This window comes from Nonomuraea sp. NPDC052634 (genome assembly GCF_040678535.1).
Classification (GTDB): domain Bacteria; phylum Actinomycetota; class Actinomycetes; order Streptosporangiales; family Streptosporangiaceae; genus Nonomuraea; species Nonomuraea fastidiosa.
The window spans coordinates 456250-476664 of the sequence record NZ_JBFATY010000002.1 but is presented as its reverse complement, the minus strand read 5'-3'; the positions used below and the strand labels follow the sequence as shown (position 1 = coordinate 476664).

The following is a 20415-nucleotide window of genomic DNA, read 5'->3' as shown; positions in this document are numbered from 1 at the left end:
GGGCAGAACGATCCACGTGGAGACGATCCTCATTGACGCGGACCGCCGGATCGGCGGGCCGTATACGCTGGCCGCGGCATTGCTGGCGCGGCTCGTTCCCGGTGCGCTGAAAACCGCGCCGGACCTGGTCGCCGCACACGACATCGAGATCAGGGCGGCGGCGCCCGCGCTGCGCGCCGCGGTGCCCGCGCGCAGGCGCTCGCTGGCCGACGACCTGCCCAGAGCGCAGCGGGTGCTCGTGCCGGGTGCACGGCGCAGCCTGCGCATCGCCAACGGGCTGGCCGAGTTCGTGCGCGACTACCTGACCGCCGCCGGGCCGCTCACCCTGCGGGTGACGAACCTCGGCGAGGCCGACTACACCGACAGCGAGCTGGTGAAGGTGCTGCGCCGCCGGCTCGACCCCGAGCTGCTGCGCATCGAGGAGGGCCCGTCGGCGCCGGGCAGCGGGCCGCTGCGGGCCGACTTCGGCCGTTACCGCGACGAGGGCTTCCACCACGCCATGGCGGAGTCGGGGCTGGAGGTGCTGCGCGGGCTGGCGTACGACGACGACCCCGAACGCTGGCAGCTCCTCGTGCAGCGGGTCGCCGCCGCGCTGGAGGCGATCGAGCGCGAGGACGAGGCCCGCGACCTGTACGACAGGGCCAGGCGGCTGAGCACCGACCCCAAGCACCGCGCCACGATCGCGTACGCCACCGCCATGATCCTCGTACGCCACCACGACCCGGCGCAGCGCGACCCGGAGCAGGCGCTGTCGTGGATCAACGAGGCCGTCACCATCACCTCGCTGCTGCCCGACCCCCGTGAGCGCGCCTTCCACCTGGGCTTCGACCTCAACGGCAAGGCCCTGGTCGAGCTGCGCAGAGGCCGCAGGGAAGCGGCCATGGAGCTGGTCGAGCAGGCGATCGAGCTGGCCGAGACGCACCTCCAGGACGAGCACCCGATCCACCGGCTCATCCTGTACGCCAACAGGGGACAGCTGCTGGCGCTCGGCGGGCGGCGCGAAGAGGCGCTGGCCGACTACGACAGGGCCATCGCGGCCGACCCCGGCTACCCCGACTACTACCTCGACCGGGGCAACCTGCTGCACGCCATGGGCCGCTCGGACGAGGCCCTGGCCGACTACGAGGCGGTGATGCGGCTCAGCCCGCCGTTCCCCGAGGCGTACTACAACCGCTCGGAGGTCCGCTACGCGGCCGGCGACCTGGCGGGAGCGCGCGCCGACCTGGACCACACGCTGGAGCTGGACCCGGACTTCGCCCCCGCCTATGTCAACCGCTGCGGCCTGCACGTCGCCGCGGGCGACTACGTGCGGGCGCGGCAGGACGTGGAGCGCGGGCTCGCGCTGGCCCCTGAGGATCCTTACCTGCTGTGCGTGCTCGGGCAGGTCGAGCTGGCCGAGCAGCGCTACCCGGAGTCGCGGCTGGCCTTCGACCGGGCGCTGGAGATCGACCCCGAGCTGGTCGCGGCCTGGGCGGGACGGGCGGAGCTCGCGTTCGAACGCGGCGACAACGAGCTGGCGGTGTCGGATCTCACCCGGGCGCTGAAGCTGGGAGAGACGGCCGAACTGCTCTACAACAGGTCGCTGGCGTACCGGGCGGCGGGGCTGGCCGAGCAGGCGCGCCAGGACCTGCTGCGGGCCGCGGAGCTGGACCCGGACGACGCGGACGTGCGCGCGGCGCTGTCGGAGCTCGGCGACGCCTGACGCGCCGCCGGGGGCCGCCCAAGGGTTCCTGTGACGGCGGGCCGAGGCGGTCCGGCGGTGTCAGGACGCGTGGGAGAGCGGGCGGATCGGGACGACCAGCGGGGTGCCGGCCACCGGGTCGGGGATGACCTTGGCGTCCAGCTCGAACACCTCGCGCAGCAGCTCCTCGGTCAGCACCTCGTGCGGGGTGCCGGAGGCGATCACCCGGCCGGCGCGCATGGCGACCAGGCGGTCGGCGTAGCGGGCGGCCAGGTTGAGGTCGTGCAGGACCATGACGACCGTACGGCCGCCCTCCTCGTGCAGGTGCCTGACCAGTTCGAGCACCTCCACCTGATGGGCCAGGTCGAGGAACGTGGTCGGCTCGTCGAGCAGCAGCAGGTCGGTGCCCTGGGCGAGCGCCATGGAGATCCACGCCCGCTGCCGCTGCCCGCCGGACAGCTCGTCCAGCGGCCGCTCGGCCAGGTCGGCGAGGCCCGTCATGTCCAGGGCCGCCGCGACCGCGCCCTCGTCGTCGGACGACCACTGCCGGTACCACGTCTGGTGCGGGTGGCGTCCCCTGGCCACCAGGTCGGCGACCGTCAGCCCCTCGGGGGCGGTGGGCGACTGGGGGAGCACGCCGAGGACCTTGGCCACCTCGCGGGTGGGGATCTTGTCGATGCGCTTGCCGTCGAGCAGCACCTCGCCGCCCTGCGGCTTGAGCAGCCGGCCGAGCGCGCGCAGCAGCGTGGACTTGCCGCAGCCGTTGGGGCCGATGATGGTGGTCACCGTGCCCGCCTCGATGCCGAGGTCGAGCCCGTCCACGATGAGGCGGTCGCCATACCCGAGCTTGACGTCGGCGGCCTGCAGTCTCACTTTCGCGACCTCCAGATCAGGTGGATCAGGTACGGTGCGCCCAGCACGGCGGTGACGATGCCGACGGGCAACTCGATGGGGGAGAACAGCGACCTCGCGATCAGGTCGGCGGCCGTGGTGAGCACGGCGCCGACGACCGCCGAGCACAGCAGCGGCGGCTGCCCCGAGCGGACCAGCCGCAGCGCGATCTGCGGCGAGGCCAGCGCCACGAACGCGATCGGCCCGGCCGAGGCGGTGGCCACGGCGGCGAGCAGCACGGCGGCCAGGATCATCAGCGCCCTGGCCAGGTTCGTACGCACCCCGAGCGCGGTGATGGTGTCGTCGCCGAAGCGCAGCGCGTCGAGCGAACGGGTGCCGAGCAGGGTGAGCGGCACCAGCACGGCCAGCGCCACCCCGGTCGGCACGACGTGCTCCCAGCCGCGGCCGTTGAGCGAGCCGCTGATCCACACCATGGCGCGGCCGGTGTCGTTGACGTCGCCGACGGTCAGCAGCCAGAACTTGACGTTGGTGAACACCGCGGCCACGCCGATGCCGACCAGCACCAGGCGGTAGCCGTCGAGGCCGCGCCGCCAGGCCAGGCCGTACACGATGGCCGCGCCGATCAGGCCGCCGAGCAGGGCCAGCGCGGGGATGCCGAGGGTGGCGAGCAGGCCGCTGACGCCGCCGTACACGCTGCCGCTCGCCACCACGCCGGCCACGACCGTGACCGACGCGCCGGTGGTGACGCCGAGGATCTCGGGGCTGGCGAGCGGGTTGCGGGCGATGGACTGGATGATGGCGCCGGACAGCGCGAGCGCGGCGCCGACCAGGGCGCCGGTGAGCGCGCGCGGCAGGCGCAGCTCCATGATGACGAAGTGGGCGGGGCTGCCCGCGTCGAACGTGCCGGAGATCACCTCGGGCAGCGTCATCTCGATGTCGCCGATGCGCATGTTCAGCGCCATGAGCAGGGCGAGCAGCACGGCGCCCGTGACGGTGACGGCGACGCCGCGCATCCGCAGCCGCCAGGACAGGCCGCCGAGTCGCAGGGGGAGTGTGGTCATCACAGGCGTACGGGCTTTCTGCGGCGTACCAGGGCGACGAAGAAGGGCGCGCCGAGCAGCGCGAGCACCACGCCCACCTCCAGCTCGCCGGGCGGGGCGACGACCCGGCCGACCACGTCGGCGACCAGCAGCAGGGCCGCGCCGATGAGCCCCGAGTACGGCAGCAGCCAGCGGTGGTCGGTGCCGGACAGCGGCCTGGCCAGGTGGGGCACGATGAGGCCGACGAACGCGAGCGAGCCGCAGGCGGCCACGGCGGCGCCGGACAGCAGGGTGACGGCGGCGACGCCGATGGCGCGGGTCCTCGCGACGTTCTGGCCGAGGCTCCTCGCCACGTCCTCGCCGAGTGAGAGCGCGTTGAGCCCGGGGGCGTTGACCATCGCGAGCACCAGGCCGGCCGCGATGAACGGCAGCACCTGCCAGGCCACGTCGGCGCCCCTGGCGGCGATGGAGCCGGCCTGCCAGAAGCGGAAGACGTCCATCGCCTGCTCGTCGAGCAGCACGATGGCGGAGGTCAGCGCGTACAGCAGGGCGCTCACGGCGGTGCCCGCCAGGGCCAGCGTGACGGGGGTCGGGCCGCCCCTGCCGCCCACCATGCCGAGCGCGAAGACCGCGACGCTGGCCACGAGCGCGCCCGCCAGGCCGAACCAGATGTAGGCGAGCAGGCTGGACGTGCCGAGCAGGATGATCGACGACACCATGGCGAACGCGGCGCCCTGCGTGACGCCGAGCAGCCCGGGGTCGGCGAGCGGGTTGCGGGTGTGGCCCTGCATGAGGGCGCCCGCCACGCCGAGCGCGATGCCGGCCATGACGCCGAGCGCGGTCCTGGGCAGCCGCAGCGAGCGGATGACGATGTCGTTCTCGGTGCCGGTCGGCGCGTTGATCGCGTGCCAGGTGTCGGCGAGCGGCACCGACTTGGAGCCGATCGTGATGCTCAGCAGGACGCCGATCGCCACGGCGGCGAGCAGCACGCCCAGCACGCCGAGCCGGCGCCGCTGAATGCCGTGGAGGCGCGGGGCGACGGCGGAAACGCTCACCCGAGTCCTCCTGACGTTTGCCCGATCCCGCTGAAGTATGCCAGGTTAGGCAGGGCTAACCTAATTTAGGCTTACCTTACTTCGGGGAAAGGGATCTGATGAGACCGTTGCGCGTGCTGGTCGGCGCTGTCCTGCTGGCGGCACTGGCCGCCTGCGGCTCGGCGGAGGGCGCAGGCGCCGGATCGGCGCGGGACGCCTCGAAGAGCGCGGCGCCGTTCAGGACCGTGCGGCACGCGATGGGCGAGACGGTCATCCCCTCGCGGCCGAAGCGGGTGGTGGCGCTCGACCAGAGCTTCGTGGACGCGGTGCTGACGCTGGAGACGCCGGTCGTCGGCTACACCACGTACCGGTCGATCGAGACGAAGCTGCCCGGCTACCTCGGCCCGGTCGTCGAGCGGTACGGCCAGGAGGCCACGTCGGTCGGCACTCTGGAGCAGCCCAGCCTTGAGAAGATCATGGCGCTCAAGCCCGACCTGATCGTCTCGGCCAAGGTCCGGCACGAGGCCCTGTACGACCGCCTGTCCAAGATCGCTCCCACCGTGTTCAGCGAGACCACCGGGGCCATCTGGAAGGACAACCTCCGGCTCATGGGCCAGGCGCTGGGCAAGGAGGACCTCGCCGAGGCGCGGATCAAGGCGTACGAGGAGCGCGCCGCCGCCATCGGGCGGGAGATCAAGGAGAAGGAGGGCGAGCTGCCCACCATCTCGATCGTGCGCTTCGCCGGCGAGCCGACCACCCGCCTGTACGTCGAGAACTCCTACTCCGGCGTGGTGCTGAAGGACGTCGGCTTCCCGCGCCCCGAGGGCCAGCCCACCGCGCAGGACGCGATCGCGGTGAACGTGAGCCAGGAGCGCATCGCCGACCTGGACGCCGACCACATCTTCGTCGCCACCTATCCGGACCCGGCCTCCGACGGGCCGAAGCAGAAGTTCGTCGGCAACCCGCTGTGGGCCAAGCTCAAGGGGAAGAAGCACGAGGTCAGCGACCTGACGTGGATGACCGCGGTGGGCATCCAGGGGGCGCACGCGATGCTGGACGACGTGGCCGAGATCTTCGGCGTCGATCCGGCCAAGACGTCCTAGCCGCCGCTGACGAACCGGCCGCCGCCCTCATCGAGAAGGCCCGGCCGGTTCCGAGTGCCCTAGCTGTTCATGAACCTGCGCAGCTCCTCCAGGTGCGGCTCGATGTCGAGGCCGTTGGCCGCCAGCCACGCGGGGTTGCCGTACGTCCCCCTGTACCGGTCGCCGCTGTCGCAGATCAGCGTCACGATGCTGCCCCGCTCCCCGGCCGCGCGCATCTCCTCGATGAGCTGCACGCACGCCGCCATGTTGGTGCCGGTGGAGCCGCCGACGTCGAGCCCGGTCACCTCGCGGGTCCAGTGCATGGCGGCGATCGAGCGGGCGTCCGGCACGGCGATCATGCGGTCGATGACCGAGGGCAGGAACGAGGGCTCGACGCGCGGACGTCCGATGCCCTCGATGCGGGAGCCGGGGGCGGTGACCGTGAGGTCGCCGTCCACCCAGCTCGGATAGAAGGCCGAGCCCTCGGGGTCGACGACGGCGAGGCGGGTGTCGTGGCGGCGGTAGCGGATGTAGCGGCCGATGGTCGACGATGTGCCGCCGGTGCCCGCGCCTACCACGATCCAGGCGGGCTCGGGGTAGGGCTCCATGGACATCTGTGAATAGATCGATTCAGCGATGTTGTTGTTGCCGCGCCAGTCGGTGGCCCGCTCGGCGTAAGTGAACTGATCCATGAAGTGGCCGCCGGTCTCCGCGGCCAGACGGTGAGATTCGTCATAGATCGCACGCGGGTCGTCAACCAAATGACATTTTCCGCCGTAGAACTCTATGAGATGACACTTCTCCGGCGACGTGGAGGCGGGCATGACCGCGATGAAGGGAAGACCGAGCAACCGGGCGAAGTACGCCTCGCTGACGGCGGTGGATCCGCTCGACGCCTCCACGATCGTGGTGGTGGGGCCGATCCAGCCGTTGGCCAGGCCGTACAGGAATAGGGAGCGGGCCAGCCGGTGTTTCAAAGATCCGGTTGGATGCACCGATTCGTCTTTCAGATAAAGGTTTACGCCCCAGTGCGGGGGCAGCGGAAAGACGTGCAGGTGTGTGTCGCAACTACGGTTGGCGTCGGCCTCGACCTTGCGTATGGCCTCCGCCACCCAGCGGCGTGTCCCCGAGTCATGCCGGTCCACGAATCTCATGGCCATACGCTATCCCATGTGACTCTCGTCACTATTCCTATGATTTTGGGTGGGTAGTGTTATGATAATGAGACTTGTCCCGCCGTGGACGTGACGCACGCCGCGAGCAGATGGACGATGACCCCCTTCTGATCGAAGCGGAACCTCTCTAACGCCCCCCTTACCAAGGGCTTGCGAGGATGGAACCGCCGTCAGGCGGCTTGTGCCGAAACGGGGGATAGCGCAAGGGGGAATGAATTGATCACCATGACCGATGAGCAGCGCCAGGACTGGTTCGAGCGGGACGTCGTGCCCGTGACGTCGCAGCTGTTCGCCTCCGCCATGCGCCTGACCCGTAACACCGCTGACGCGGAGGATCTGGTGCAGGAGACGGTGGCGAAGGCGTACACGTCGTACCACCAGTTCCGCGAGGGCACCAACCTCAAGGCGTGGCTGCACCGGATCCTCACCAACAACTTCATCAACGACTACCGCAAGAAGCAGCGTTCGCCCAAGCTGTCCGCCGCCGAGGACATCGAGGACTGGCAGCTGCACGCCGCCGAGTCGCACAGCTCCACCGGCCTGCGCTCGGCCGAGACCGAGGCGCTCGACCGCCTGCCGGACAACGTCGTCATGAACGCACTGCGCTCCCTTCCCGAGGACTTCCGCGTGGCCGTCTACCTCGCCGACGTCGAGGGCTTCGCGTACAAGGAGATCGCCGAGCGCATGGGCACGCCCATCGGCACCGTCATGTCGCGGCTGCACCGCGGCCGCCGCCAGCTCCGGGCCATGCTGGAGGAGTACGCCCGCGAGGAGGGCGCCGTGCGCCTGCCCGCACAGCGGGCCGCCTGACTACCGCTCCACCCTCAGGTGGAGGCGGACCCGTAACACACCGTCCTCCGCGCGCAGGTCCACCAGATCGCACAGTTGTCTGCTGATCCAGAGCCCGTATCCCCGTGGGGATTCGGGCTCTGGTGGTATGTAGCCGGGTAACGGGTCGTCGAGCGCGCCTCCCGGGTCGGAGATCTCGCAGATCAGCTCGCCGTCCCTGATCCACATCGCGACCGTGCCGTGGCCCGCGCCGTGCTCGACGCTGTTGGCGGCGATCTCCGAGACGCTGATCACCAGCGACGTGACGAGGTCGTGGTCCATGCCCGCCGCCCTGGCGTAGTCGCCGACGGTCCGGCGCAGCCGCTTCAGCTCGCGGCCGGTGAAGCCGAACCTCTCGGCGTCGGGCGCGGGCGGGGGCAGGGGTGCGTGGTCGCCGTCGAGCACCAGGTCGTGCGGGGGGACGAAGCGGGTGCTCGTCACCTCGCCGTCGGCCCCGAGCAGGGCCGGGTGGATGACCGGCCCGTACGCCACCACGGGCTCGGGGGCCCGGCGCACGTCGTACGGGCACATCACGATCGCGGCGGCGCGGTGCAGCGCCGCGTTGATCACCGAGTCGCAGCGGATCAGCTCCCTGATGTCGCGCTCGCTCATGCCCGTCCAGGACGGCTCGGCGATCACCAGCGTGCTGCGGCCGCGGGTGTAGTCGTGGCAGGCGGCGAGCATCCGGTACGGATGCGCGTACCAGGCGGCGGGCGAGCGGCTGTCGATGCGGGCGGCGTCGGGCCCGAGCGCCGCGGCCAGCAGGCCGAGCTTGGCCGCGCCGGTGACGACCAGCACCTGCCTGCCTTCGTCCAGCGCGGAACGCACGCGCGGCACGGTGAGGGTCACGAAGGACTCCTCGGAGTCGTACGGCACCGCGACGTGCCTCAACGATCCGTCAACGGAACGTGCCCGGGCAGGGCGCACAGGCGGAACGTAGCAAGGCTAGGAGTGCTGTGCAACGGCTATGAGCGCCACCGCGGCCAGCGCGCACACCACGCCGGCGATCTGGACGGCCCGCAGACGCTCGCCGAGCACCCGGTTGGCGAGCACCAGCGTGCTGGCGGGATAGAGCGAGACGAGCACGGCGACCAGGCTGAGCAGGCCGTCACGCTGGGCGAGCAGGTAGAGCACGTTGGCCGTCATGTCGAGCACGCCCGCCGCCACGATGACGGGCAGCGACCCCGCGCCCGGCCGCAGACCGCGCCCGGTCAGCAGGGCCAGCAGGGCGACGACGGACACCGACGACAGCCGGGCGCCGACCAGCGGCCACAGCCCGGAGTCGTCGGGCGCCATGGACAGCAGGATGAAGAACCCGCCGAACCCGGCCCCCGCCGCCAGCGAGACCAGCACCGAGCGCGGCGTGACCTGCCCGCCGCCCTTGCCCTCCTGGCTGACCAGCAGCACCGCGCCGAGCGCCAGCGCCACGCCCACCAGCGCCTGCACGCCGGGACGGTCGCCGGTGGCCAGGCCGAACACCACCGGCAGCGCGGCCGAGGTGACCGCCGTGGTGGGGGCCACCACCGACATCACGCCCGTGGCCAGCGCCCGGTAGAACAGCACCAGCCCGGCCGCGCCCGCGAGCCCGGCGGCCAGGCCCCAGGAGAGCGCGAGGGTGCCGTACGCGCCGGGCAGCAGCGGCAGCAGCACGAGGATCAGCGCCAGGCCCGCCGTCTGCGAGAGCACGACGACGGAGAGCACCCGCGAGCGCCGGGTGGCCAGGCCGCCGAAGAAGTCGGCGGTGCCGTAAACGATGGCGCAGGCGGTCGCCAGGATGACCGTCACCAGGGGGAGTCCTTCCTCGGATCAATGTATTGCACTATTAGTGCAATGCACAGAGTACATCCTGCTGCACTACCCATTCACTACACTGCACTGCATGGAGGACCCCGAGCTCATCACCCAGGCCATCGCCAACAACGTGCGCGCCCAGCGCGCGCACCGCGGGCTCACCCTCGACGCGCTGGCCGCCAGGTCGGGCGTGAGCCGGGGCATGCTCGTCCAGGTCGAGCAGGGGCGCACCAACCCCAGCGTGTCCACGCTCACCCGGATCGCCTCCGCGCTCGGCGTCACCGTCGCCCGCCTGGTCGAGGTCGGCGACGTGCCCATGGTGCGGGTCGTGCAAAAGGACGACGTCGTCACCTTCGACCAGGGCGAGGGCCGGGCGCGGCTGCTGGTCGGCGCCGACATGCCGATGATCCTGGAGCTGTGGGACTGGCGGCTGAGCCCCGGGCAGCACCACGACGGCGACGCGCACCCGCCGGGCACCCGCGAGATGCTCACCGTGCTGGAGGGCGAGCTGACGCTGATCGTGGCGGGCAAGAGCCACGTGGTCGGCACCGACGCCGCCGTGCTCTTCACCGCCGACCGGCCGCACCGCTACGCCAACCAGGGCGACGCCGAGCTCAGGTTCATCATGGCCGTGGCCGAGCCGCGCACCGCCGGCGACACCTGAACGAGACGCCTGCGCCGGACGCGTGATCTATAAGCGCGAAACCCCTCCGCGTGACCCGGCGGAGTTTCATGATTACTCCATGGCTTGGACGGCTCATGCCCGTGGCTGGGTACACCCCTGGTGTGCGGCGACCGCGTCCCGCGGCCGGCGCGCTCGACGTCGGCAGGGGGTGACGTGTGAGTGAGGCCCGCGCGGCGACCGAGAAGCTCCAGGCGGAGCTTCACGGTCTGGGCGTCACCAGCGCTTACGAGATAGGCGACGGTGCGACCATCTCGGTGTGGATCGGGCTGGTCGTACGTTATAGAGATGGTTTTTACCGGTGGCAGGAAGGACCGGTGAAACGTCGGCATCTGGGTACGGATCCGCTTGGATGTGCCATGCGCGTGGCGCGCCGCTTCCAGGAATTGCAGGCCGATATCCCACTCTGGTGGGACGACCTGGCCAGGGAACTGCGGGGGGTGCCGGTCCAGGACTATCCATAGGCCCCCGCATGCGGCGTTTCGGGGGGAAGCATGCGCGTATGGGCCTTGCCGCTGGCCCTGCTCGCGCTGGCGAGCTGCGTCACTTACTCGGTGGCGCGGCGTCAGCACCAGCACGTGGACGTCACACCCATGAGGCTCGGCGCCTTCGACCCGGTGGCGCTGGCCAAGCGGCTGAGGTCGATGCAGGCGGGCTGGCCGCGCAGCAGGAACTTCGACTGCGCCAAGCTCAAGTGCGTGGCCCTGACCTTCGACGACGGACCGGGCGAGCACACCCCCCGGCTGCTCGACCTGCTGCGCGACCGCGACGTCAGGGCCACGTTCTTCGTCGTCGGGCAGATGGTGGCGGCCGACAAGGGCGGCAGGACCGTCCGCCGCATCGTCGACGAGGGCCACGAGATCGGCAACCACTCCTGGAGCCACCCGCCGCTCACCGCGCTGCCGCTGCACCGGATGAAGCAGGAGCTGCGGCACACTGAGGAGATCGTGCGGCGGCTCACCGGGGTGCGGATGCAGGTGATGCGGCCGCCGTACGGGGCGACCGACGCCAGGGTCGCCGCCGAGACCAGGCGCGAGGGCCTCGCCCAGATCCTGTGGAACCTCGACACCCTCGACTGGCGCGACCGCGTCACCGAGATCGTCGCCAAACGGGCGGGACACGCCAAGCCCGGCTCGATCGTGCTGATGCACGACATCCACCGCACCACCGTGGACGCCGTGCCCAAGGTGCTCGACACCCTCACCAAGCGGGGCTTCACGTTCGTCACGGTCTCGGAGCTGTACGGCAGGGCCCCGTCACCGGGGAAGATGTACACCGAGCGCTGAGCCGCCCCCGGCCCGTGGCAGGCTTGACGTCATGGGTTTCACCGGCTTCCCCGACGAGGCGTTCATCTTCTACGAGGGGCTGGAGGCGGACAACTCCAAGACGTACTTCGCCCGGCACAAAGACCTCTATGAGGAGGCCGTGCGGGCGCCCATGCAGGCGCTGGCCGACGAGCTGGAGCCGGAGTTCGGCGCGGTCCGGCTCTTCCGTCCCTACCGCGACGTGCGCTTCTCCAAGGACAAGTCGCCGTACAAGACGCATCAGGGGGCCTTCGCCGGCCTGATGCCCGGCATCGGCTACTACGTCGAGGTGAGCGCGGACGGGCTCTTCGTCGCGGGCGGCGTCTACAGCAGCGCCTCCGACCAGGTGGCCCGCTACCGCGCGGCGGTGGACGAGGACGTCTCGGGCAAGCCGCTCGCGGCGCTGGCCGAGCGCCTGGAGACCGCCGGTTATGAGCTGATGGGCGACCGGCTGAAGACCCGGCCCAGGGGCTTCGACGACGACCACCCGCGCATCGAGCTGCTGCGCCATCGGTCGCTGTATGCGGGCGTGCGCTGGGAGCCCGAGCCGTGGGTGCACACGGCCGAGGTGCGCGGGCGCGTCGAGCGCGCATGGCGCGCCTTCGGCCCGCTGGTGGAATGGCTGTGCACGCACGTGCGCGGCAGCGAGCTGCCCCGCCGCTGAGCCCGCTCAGCGGGGCGCGGTGACCGTGATCTGGTCGCCCTTCAGGATCCGGTCCACCGTCTGACCCGCGGCCGACGAGGCGGCGGTGGTGCCGGCGGCGAGCACCACGGCCAGCGCAGGGGCGGCCAGGCTGCGCACGCTGCGCAGCGTGCGCACCCGCGCCCACGGCTCGCCTGCCAGGTGCATGATGCGCCACTCCCAGAACAGCCCGAGGCCGACGCAGACCAGCAGCACCTGCCCCACCACGATCGCCACCACCTGCACCTTGTCGAAGGCCCCGATGTCGGGCTCGGCCAGCGTCGACAGGTAGCCGGACAGCTCGGTGAGCAGCGCGGCGGCGGCCAGGTGCAGCGCCTTGGTCATGGGCTGGGTGCCGCGTACGCGCGGGTAGAAGTAGCCGTACAGGAAGCCGAACGCGGGCAGCGTCAGCAGGTAGCGGGCGTCGAAGACGAAGCTGGTCAGGTCCGCGCCCTCCGGCCAGCCGTACACGATGGCGAAGGGCAGGCTGAGCAGCAGGCAGACGGTGAACGCCGGCACCGCGTTCTGCCAGGGCGTGCAGCCCGCCGAGGTGGCGAACGCGGTCTCCGGATGGCTGCCGTGCCGGTTCATCGCCCCTTCGAGCGCGTCGCGCTGCTGCTCGAACTCGGGGATCGACAGCTCGCCCGCGCCGATGCGGTTGCGTCCCGCCCGGTAGAGCTCCTGCTCGGCGACCAGCAGCAGCCGCCGGTGCAGCGCGGCCCTGACGAGCCTGCGGTGCTCGTGCTGGTCGGCGGGTTCGGGCACGGCCAGGCGCGGTCCGTTGAGCAGCCAGCGGGAGGTGCCCCAGGCCACCAGCGAGGTGATCGCCAGCAGCGGCAGCGGGACGTCGATGTCGGCCAGCGAGATGCTGCCTCCCGGCGTGATGTACAGCACCATCAGCACGGCGATCATGGTGGACTCGGCGACCGGGTCGTCCACGGCCGCCGGCCGCCCGCCGAGCCGCCACAGGCGCAGCACCAGCATGACGAAACCGAGCAGCAGCAGGCCGAGCACGCCGCGGACGAGCGGGGTGAGCGTGAGGCTGCCGATGGCGGGCTCCGGCTGCGAGACAGCGAGGCTCCACGACCCGGCGTCCAGCCACTCCGTCGGCCAGCCCTGCACGAGCAGGCCGATCAGCACGGCACCCACGACGACCTGGCGGCTCCACCGCTTGGTCGCCACGGCCATGGCCGCCACCGGGATCATCGCCCAGCCCAGCGCCAGCACCAGCCGGACGCTGTCAGGGGGATACACCCCGTTCAGCAGCGCGCGCAGCCACAGCGCCAGCGCCAGCAGCCCGATCGCGGCCTCGGCCGACAGCACCGCCAGCCGCACGATCACCGGCCGCACCCCGAGGTCCGCGCTGAACGCGACCGCCGCGCCCGCCGCCGCCAGCGCCGCCACCGCACCTCCCGCCAGCAGGTGCTGCCCGGAGAGCTGCCCGTGCAGCCACGACCAGCTCAGCATGCCGAGACCGAGCAGCACGCCCACGCCGGTGACCATGAACAGGTCGCGGGTGGTCCACGGCGGGTTCGCCGGGATCACCCGTCCGGCATGCCGCAGCGCGAGCAGGGGCACGGCGAGGAAGAGGATCACGTACGCGAGCGCCGACCAGTCCTCGTCGAACATCGGGATCAGCAGCGCCGGGGCGGCCACCGCCAGCCCTGCGCCGAGCTCCCTGTTGGGCAGCCGCGACCACCAGCCCTCGCCTAGCGAGCGCAGCAGCACGGCGGTCAGCGCGATCGCGGTCAGCACGCCGAGCGCGGTGGCCCACGAGAAGTCGTCGGCCTCGGCCACGTCGGCGAACCCATGCGACGAGGGCGCCAGCGTCATGCTCACCGGATAGGCCCCGACGGTGAACGCGAGCCGCTCCCGCCGCTCATGCTCAGGCGTGATGCCTTCGAGCCGCAGCACCGCCCATTCGCCGGGCAGCACCGCGATGGAGCGGCCGGTGACGATGAGCGGGACCGCGTTCGGCGCCTCGAAGTGCAGCTTCAGCAGCGCGTCCGTGCGGACTTGGCGCAGCAGCGTGACCGTGAACTCGGCGGTGGTGCGCCCGTCGGCCGTGGTGAGCCTCGGCGTCAGGCGGGTGGTGGGCGCGAGGCCGGCGCCGTCCACCTTGATCGCGCCGAACGCGGCGTCGGTGACCTGCTGCAGCGTGGCGGGGAAGCCGGCACCCTGGCGCAGCGCCTCGATGAGCGGGTCGTCGCGGACCATCGTGAGCCGGTGCACGACCGAAACCTTGATCTGCCGCTGCCGGGGGTCGATGCGGCCCTCGGGCACCTGCTCCAGGTCGCGCTCCGCCGCCCTGGCGATCGTGACCTCCGTCGCCGCCGTACGAGCCCAGCCCACCTCCGGGTCGGCGCGGGCGGCGGCGGCCACCCACGGGTTGGGCGCCGCGGTGTCCTCGGGCGGCGCGGGTCCCGCTACCGGTCTGGCTGCGACGGTGCACCAAACGATCGCCCCCAACGACACCAGAGCCAGCCCGAACGCGATTGCAGTCCGGAGCTTTCCCACAAAGGGATGATTCTCCGGCAAAGGCGTTTGTTCTATGTCATGGGGTCACGGTGTGATTACAGCTGCTCCCATGACAACGGCACTTGACGGCTTCTCGGGAAAAGCATGACGTCATCGCAGGTGGCAAGGGGTATCGCACTGACCGCCGCCACTTACTCGAGAGCCGCACTTTGCCCGCCTAAGTAGGACAAAACGCGGATTTTTCGTGAAGGCGCTTCGAGGGCGCTCGGCGCCGGCCTGAGGCGGCTCCGCCAGAAGCGCTCGGCGCGGACCTGAGGCGGCTCCGCCAAAAGCACTCGGGCACGGGTCCGCGCTGCGTCGGGAGGCGCTTGGAGCGGGCCCGCGTGGCTGCTTCGGAGCGCTCGCACGTTGCGCGGGCGTGGGGCCCGCGTGGCGGTGTCGGGAGTGCTCGGCGTGGCCCGCGCTGCGTCAGAAAGACGCGGCGCGGGCTCGCCTGGCCACTGGTTGCGTCAGGAGCGCTTGGCGCGGGCCGCGGCGCGGGCGCGCGTGGCGGCGTCGAGGATGACCTTGCGGATGCGCACGGCCTCGGGCGTGATCTCCACGCACTCGTCCTCGCGGATGAACTCCAGCGCCTGCTCCAGCGACATCACCCGCGGCGGGATCAGCTTCTCCGTCTCCTCGGCAGTGGAGGAGCGCATGTTGGTGAGCTTCTTCTCCTTGGTGATGTTCACGTCCATGTCGTCGGACCGGGAGTTCTCGCCGACGATCATGCCCTCGTAGACCTCGGTGCCGGGCGAGACGAACAGCGTGCCGCGCTCCTGGAGGTTGAGCATGGCGAACGCGGTGACCGGGCCGGACCTGTCGGCCACCAGCGAGCCGTTGTTGCGGGTGCGCAGCTCGCCGAACCACGGCTCGTACGAGTCGAACACGTGGTGCACCAGGCCCGTGCCCCGGGTCTCGGTGAGGAACTCCGTACGGAAGCCGATCAGGCCGCGCGCCGGCACCACGAACTCCATGCGGATCCAGCCGGTGCCGTGGTTGGTCATGTGCTCCATGCGGCCTTTGCGCACGGCCAGGAGCTGGGTGACCGCACCGAGGTACTCCTCGGGGCAGTCGACCGTCAGCCGCTCGACCGGCTCGTGCACCTTGCCGTCGATGACCTTGGTGACCACCTGCGGCTTGCCGACCGTCAGCTCGTAGCCCTCGCGGCGCATCTGCTCGACCAGGATGGCCAGCGCGAGCTCGCCGCGGCCCTGCACCTCCCAGGCGTCGGGCCTGTCGGTGGGCAGCACGCGCAGCGAGACGTTGCCGACCAGCTCCTTGTCAAGGCGGTCTTTCACCATGCGGGCGGTCACCTTCGAGCCCTTGACCTTGCCGACCAGGGGCGAGGTGTTGGTGCCGATGACCATCGAGATGGCGGGCTCATCGACCGTGATCAGCGGCAGCGGGCGCGGGTCGTCGGGGTCGGCCAGCGTCTCGCCGATCATGATCTCGGGGATGCCGGCGATCGCGATGATGTCGCCGGGCCCGGCCTCCTCGGCGGGCTTGCGCTCCAGCGCCTCCGTCATCAGCAGCTCGGTGATCTTCACCTTTTGGATCGAGCCGTCAGTGCGGCACCAGGCCACCTGCTGGCCCTTGCGCATGACGCCCTGGTGGATGCGGCACAGCGCGATACGGCCGAGGTAGGAGGACGCGTCGAGGTTGGTGACGTGAGCCTGCAGCGGCGCGTTGGGGTCGTAGGTGGGCGCCGGGATCGTCGACTTGATGATGTCGAACAGCGGCTCAAGGTCTTCCGAGTCGGGCATGCCGCCGTCGGCGGGACGCTGCAGCGAGGCCCGGCCGGCCTTGGCCGATGCGTAGACGATCGGAAAGTCGATCTGCTCGTCGGTGGCGTCGAGGTCCATGAACAGCTCGTAGACCTCGTCGACGACCTCTTTGATGCGGGCGTCGGGCCGGTCGACCTTGTTGATGCACAGGATGACCGGCATCTTCGCGGCCAGCGCCTTGCGCAGCACGAACCGCGTCTGCGGCAGAGGCCCCTCGGAGGCGTCGACCAGCAGCACCACACCGTCGACCATCGACAGCCCGCGTTCGACCTCGCCGCCGAAGTCGGCGTGGCCGGGGGTGTCGATGATGTTGATGGTCATGCCGCCGTGCTTGACCGCGGTGTTCTTCGCAAGAATGGTGATGCCCTTCTCGCGCTCCAGGTCGTTGGAGTCCATCACGCGGTCGTCGACGTCCTGGTTGGCGCGGAAGGCCCCGGACTGCCAGAGCATTGCGTCGACCAGGGTGGTCTTACCGTGGTCGACGTGCGCGATGATCGCGATGTTCCGCAGGTCGTCGCGGCTGTTCAAAGGCATGATGACGTCTCGCTCTGTGTCGTGGGGGCGGCCGCGCGAAGTCGCGACCTCCTAAGTCTAGTTGATCCCCTCCGCTGACCGGCGCGAGCCGCTGACGGCCTCCGATCCCCGCGACTACATAGCGGCCTGCACATTCCTGCGCATGGCAAGTGCGGCCCGGATCCCTAGATTGGCGGCATGACCTGGACAGAGCTGGTGATGGCGGCGGCACCGATGCAGGGCGATCAGCCGGCGGTGAGCGACGTCAGGACCGGCGAGGTGCTGTCCTACGCGGCCTTCGCCAGGCGGGTCACCAGAGCGGCGGCCGGTCTGCAGGCGCAGGGGCTGCGTTACGGCGAGCGGGTGCTCGTCGACGTCCCGCTCGGCGCGGCGCTGCCGGTGGCGGTGCACGCGGTGGCCTGGGCGGGCGGCGTCGCCGTGCTCGGCGGCCGCGGCGAGTCGCGCATTCTCATCACCTACGACCGCTACGACCCCACCGCGGTCAAGGCCGACCTGGTCTTCTCCTTCCGCCCCGTCGCGGGCGCCCGGCCGTTCGGCGACCTGGTGGGGCCGGCGGCCGTCGAGTTCGGCCCGCTGGCCGGGCCCGCGATCACGCTCGACGGCGTGCGGCTGCTCGACAACGCCGAGCTGGCCACCGACCTGCGCAGGCTCTCCACCCGTCTCGTCGTCGCCAAGGACGACGTGGTGATCAGCGCCGTGAGCGAGCCGTTCCGCGGCCTGCGCACGATCGACCTGGCGATGACGGCGGGGGCCCACGTCGTCGTCGCGCACGAGCCGAGCCTGGTCGGCTGCCGGGTGCTGGCCCAGGAGCGGCGGGCGACCGTGGTCGTGGCGCCGTACGACCTGGCGCGGCGGCTGCTCGGCGACCCCACCCTGCGCGTCGTGGACGAAAGGGCGGTCGTCAGCTCGCTCGGCCTGTAACAACGTGCGAGACTGTGCGAGAGTGTGATCCTTCGGCGACGCAGGGTGAGCACATGCCAGATTCCCCCCGGCACAACCTTCCGGTCGAGCCCAACCGGTTCATCGGCCGCGAACGCGATCTCGACGATCTGCGCGACCTGATCGGCGAGACCCGCGTGGTGACGCTGTGCGGGGTGGGCGGCATCGGCAAGACCCGGCTGGCCCTGCGGGTGGCGGCCGGGCTGGTGCCGTCGTTCCCCGGGGGCGTGTGGCTGGTCGAGCTGGCCAGGATCGGCCGCCCCGAGCTGGTCGACCACGAGATCGCCCAGGTGCTCGGCGTCAGCGAGGAGCCCGGCACCCCGCTGCTCGACACCGTCACGGCCCGGCTGCGCGGCCAGCGCTGCCTGCTGCTGCTCGACAACTGCGAGCACCTCATCGACAGGTCGGCCCACGTGGTGTCGGCGCTGGTGTCGGCATGCCCGTCGCTGCGCGTGCTCGCCACCAGCAGAGAGCCGCTGCGCATCGCCGGCGAGCTGGTCTGGCGGGTGCCGCCGCTCGACCTGCCCGACGACGCGTCCGCCGACGCCGAGTCCGTGCGGCTCTTCCTCGACCGCGCTGCCGCCGTCGGCACGAGGCTGGGCCCGGAGAGCCTGCCCGACGTGGTGCGCCTGTGCCGGGCGCTCGACGGGCTGCCGCTGGCGCTTGAGCTGGCCGCCGCGCGTACGAGCCTGCTCAGCCCCGGCCGCATCGCCGGGCGGCTCGACGACCGCTTCCTGCTGCTGACCACCGGCGGGCGCACGGCCCCCGCGCGGCAGCGCACGCTGCTCGCCGCCGTCGAGTGGAGCTACGACCTGCTCTCGCCCGGCGAGCAGGTGCTGCTGCGCCGGCTGTCGGTGTTCGCCGGCGACTTCGACCTCGAGCTCGCCGAACGGGTGTGCGCCGCCCCGCCCATCGCGGCGGGCGAGATCCTCGACCTGCTGGGCGGCCTGGTGGACAAGTCGCTGGTGCTCTGCGACGAGACGCGCGCCCGCTACTGGCTGCTGGAGACCATCAAGCGGTACGCGCTCGAACGCCTCGACCGGGCGGGCGAGCGTGGCGCGCTGCGCGAGCGGCACCTACGCGTGCTCTGCGACCTGCTCGGACACCACTTCGCGGTGGAGTTGACGGCGCCAAGAGAGCCGTGGGAGCGGCGGCTGGCGGCGGCGCGGGCGAGCCGTCGCCTGATGGACGACCAGCGCGCGGCGCTCGACTGGGCGGCCGAGTCCGGCAACGTCGCACTCGGGCTGCGGCTCTGCCGCACCAGCACCGGTCTGCTGCCGCTGGGCGGCAACGTCACGGAGATCGTCGGCTGGGTGGAGCGGCTGCTCGCGCTGGACACCGGCGACGTGCCGGCCGAGGAGATCGCACACTCCCTGGCGTACCTCGCGTACGGGCTGGAGGCGCGCGACGAGCTGAGCCGGTCGCTGGAGCTGGCCCGCCGCAGCCTGGCGGGCCTCGCGCCGGACGAGGTGTTCCCGCGCTGCGTCATGCACAGCCTCATCGTCGTCGTGCTGCTGCGCATGGGCCGGGCCGATGAGGCGCTGCACCACGCCGAGGAGGGCCTCGCGCTGGCCACCGCGTCCGGCGACACCTGGAACCAGGCGGCGGGCCTGGCCGGGCTGTCGGCGGTGGCGCTGACCAGGGGGCGGCTGCGCGAGGCGCAGCGGCTCGGCGAGGAGGCGCTGGCGCGGGCGCGTGAGCACGGCCACCGCTGGATCATGGCGAGGACCGCCGTGCAGCTCGGCTGCGTGGCCGAGGCCAGGGGCGATCTGGTGACCGCCAAGGAACAGTACGAGCAGGCCGTGCCCTGGCTGCGCGAGCTGGGCGGCGACCTCGAGCTGGCGCGCTGCCTGGCCAGGATCGGCCGGGTGGCGGCGCTGCTGCACGAGTTCGGCGTGGCCCGCGAGCGGCTGGCCGCCAGCCTCGACCTGAGCCGGGCCACGGGGCAGCGCCAGGGCGTGGCGCGCTGCCTGGTGGGGCTGTCGGTGCTGGCCGAGTGCGAGGGCGACATCGAAGGCGCGGTGCTCGCGGCAGCGGCGGCGGCGGCGCTGCGCGAGGCGATCGGCCAGCACTTCGCCACGCTCAGGATCGAAGAGCTGCTGGGCCGGGCCAGGACGAAGCTGGGCGAGGGCCGCACGGCCGCGTTGTGGTCGCGCGGCAGGACGATGAGCCCCGACGACGCGGCCCGCCACGTGCTCGACGGCGAACGGCCCGCGCCGCGCGCCCCGGCGGCGGCCGAGCCGGTCAGGCGCTCGCTGCTGACCGCACGCGAGCTAGAGATCGCCGGCCTGCTCACCCGCGGGCTGTCCAACCGGGCCATCGCCGAAGAGCTGGTCATCAGCCCGGCGACGGTGGCCCGCCACATCGCCAACATCATGGAGAAGCTGGGCTATACCTCGCGTGCGCAGATCGCGGTGTGGGCGGCCGAGCAGCCCCGGTCCGTCACGTAAGGGTGCCCGGTGGGCGAGCGCGCGCATCTGCATAGAG

17 protein-coding genes are annotated in these 20415 nt (G+C 71.5%); 9 read left to right on the top strand and 8 right to left on the bottom strand.

The features are described 5' to 3' along the window. Nucleotides 1-16 precede the first annotated feature (16 nt). Complete coding sequence (locus AB0K67_RS14820; protein WP_364058857.1) at nucleotides 17-1702, top strand: tetratricopeptide repeat protein; 1686 nt, start codon at nucleotides 17-19, stop codon at nucleotides 1700-1702. Nucleotides 1703-1762: 60 nt separating this feature from the next. Here the strand turns inward: AB0K67_RS14820 and AB0K67_RS14815 are convergent, their stop codons facing one another. The 3 genes from AB0K67_RS14815 to AB0K67_RS14805 are packed head-to-tail and all read right to left on the bottom strand — an operon-like array spanning nucleotide 1763 to nucleotide 4628. Beyond that, complete coding sequence (locus AB0K67_RS14815) at nucleotides 1763-2554, bottom strand: ABC transporter ATP-binding protein (protein ID WP_364058854.1); 792 nt, start codon at nucleotides 2552-2554, stop codon at nucleotides 1763-1765. Then, a complete protein-coding gene (locus tag AB0K67_RS14810) occupies nucleotides 2551-3594 on the bottom strand; it encodes an iron chelate uptake ABC transporter family permease subunit (protein ID WP_364058851.1) in 1044 nt (347 codons plus the stop codon). Before AB0K67_RS14810 ends, AB0K67_RS14815 begins: the two co-directional genes overlap by 4 nt. Further along, nucleotides 3594-4628: an iron ABC transporter permease gene (locus tag AB0K67_RS14805; protein WP_364058848.1), complete on the bottom strand. Its 1035-nt coding sequence runs from the start codon at nucleotides 4626-4628 to the stop codon at nucleotides 3594-3596. The genes AB0K67_RS14810 and AB0K67_RS14805 overlap by 1 nt, the downstream gene beginning before the upstream one ends. 98 nt (nucleotides 4629-4726) lie before the next feature. Here AB0K67_RS14805 and AB0K67_RS14800 point away from each other — a divergent pair, with 98 nt between their 5' ends. Then, nucleotides 4727-5710 (top strand): iron-siderophore ABC transporter substrate-binding protein, encoded by a 984-nt coding sequence (locus AB0K67_RS14800; protein ID WP_364058845.1) that lies wholly within the window; start codon nucleotides 4727-4729, stop codon nucleotides 5708-5710. 59 nt (nucleotides 5711-5769) lie between these two features. Here the strand turns inward: AB0K67_RS14800 and AB0K67_RS14795 are convergent, their stop codons facing one another. Beyond that, nucleotides 5770-6843 carry a PLP-dependent cysteine synthase family protein gene (locus AB0K67_RS14795; protein ID WP_364058842.1) on the bottom strand — a complete coding sequence of 358 codons (1074 nt, stop codon included), beginning with the start codon at nucleotides 6841-6843 and terminating at the stop codon, nucleotides 5770-5772. Nucleotides 6844-7089: 246 nt separating this feature from the next. On the opposite strand from AB0K67_RS14795, the gene AB0K67_RS14790 reads away from it, so the two are divergent. Next, nucleotides 7090-7674 (top strand): sigma-70 family RNA polymerase sigma factor, encoded by a 585-nt coding sequence (locus tag AB0K67_RS14790; protein WP_364058839.1) that lies wholly within the window; start codon nucleotides 7090-7092, stop codon nucleotides 7672-7674. Here AB0K67_RS14790 and AB0K67_RS14785 read toward each other — a convergent pair whose 3' ends face one another. Both AB0K67_RS14785 and AB0K67_RS14780 read right to left on the bottom strand, forming a co-directional pair. Then, a complete protein-coding gene (locus AB0K67_RS14785; RefSeq protein WP_364058836.1) occupies nucleotides 7675-8583 on the bottom strand; it encodes an anti-sigma factor RsbA family regulatory protein in 909 nt (302 codons plus the stop codon). A gap of 54 nt (nucleotides 8584-8637) precedes the next feature. Continuing rightward, nucleotides 8638-9477, bottom strand: a complete 840-nt coding sequence (locus AB0K67_RS14780) for a DMT family transporter (protein ID WP_364058833.1) — start codon at nucleotides 9475-9477, stop codon at nucleotides 8638-8640. A 94-nt stretch (nucleotides 9478-9571) separates the two neighbouring features. Here AB0K67_RS14780 and AB0K67_RS14775 point away from each other — a divergent pair, with 94 nt between their 5' ends. The 4 genes from AB0K67_RS14775 to AB0K67_RS14760 all read left to right on the top strand — a co-directional run bounded on the left by AB0K67_RS14775 (nucleotide 9572) and on the right by AB0K67_RS14760 (nucleotide 12133). Continuing rightward, complete coding sequence (locus tag AB0K67_RS14775) at nucleotides 9572-10147, top strand: XRE family transcriptional regulator (RefSeq protein ID WP_364058830.1); 576 nt, start codon at nucleotides 9572-9574, stop codon at nucleotides 10145-10147. Between the two features lie 176 nt (nucleotides 10148-10323). Next, on the top strand, nucleotides 10324-10629 hold the full coding sequence (locus tag AB0K67_RS14770; protein WP_364058827.1) for a hypothetical protein: 306 nt from the start codon (nucleotides 10324-10326) through the stop codon (nucleotides 10627-10629). 30 nt (nucleotides 10630-10659) lie between these two features. Continuing rightward, complete coding sequence (locus AB0K67_RS14765) at nucleotides 10660-11451, top strand: polysaccharide deacetylase family protein (protein WP_364058824.1); 792 nt, start codon at nucleotides 10660-10662, stop codon at nucleotides 11449-11451. 31 nt (nucleotides 11452-11482) lie between these two features. After that, nucleotides 11483-12133 carry a DUF2461 domain-containing protein gene (locus AB0K67_RS14760; protein WP_364058821.1) on the top strand — a complete coding sequence of 217 codons (651 nt, stop codon included), beginning with the start codon at nucleotides 11483-11485 and terminating at the stop codon, nucleotides 12131-12133. A gap of 6 nt (nucleotides 12134-12139) precedes the next feature. Here AB0K67_RS14760 and AB0K67_RS14755 read toward each other — a convergent pair whose 3' ends face one another. Together AB0K67_RS14755 and typA are read right to left on the bottom strand one after the other, a co-directional pair. Beyond that, nucleotides 12140-14668, bottom strand: coding sequence for a hypothetical protein (locus tag AB0K67_RS14755; RefSeq protein ID WP_364058818.1), 2529 nt, complete (start codon nucleotides 14666-14668; stop codon nucleotides 12140-12142). A gap of 470 nt (nucleotides 14669-15138) precedes the next feature. Then, complete coding sequence (gene typA, locus AB0K67_RS14750) at nucleotides 15139-16989, bottom strand: translational GTPase TypA (protein ID WP_364058815.1); 1851 nt, start codon at nucleotides 16987-16989, stop codon at nucleotides 15139-15141. 177 nt (nucleotides 16990-17166) lie between these two features. Between typA and AB0K67_RS14745 the strand changes: the two genes are divergently transcribed. Then, entirely contained in the window at nucleotides 17167-17910 is a 744-nt protein-coding gene (locus AB0K67_RS14745; RefSeq protein WP_364058812.1) for an AMP-binding protein, read from the top strand. 53 nt (nucleotides 17911-17963) lie between these two features. Next, the gene (locus tag AB0K67_RS14740) at nucleotides 17964-20378 is read left to right on the top strand and encodes a LuxR C-terminal-related transcriptional regulator (RefSeq protein WP_364058809.1); all 2415 of its coding nucleotides are present in this window, start codon (nucleotides 17964-17966) and stop codon (nucleotides 20376-20378) included. The last annotated feature ends 37 nt before the right edge of the window (nucleotides 20379-20415 follow it).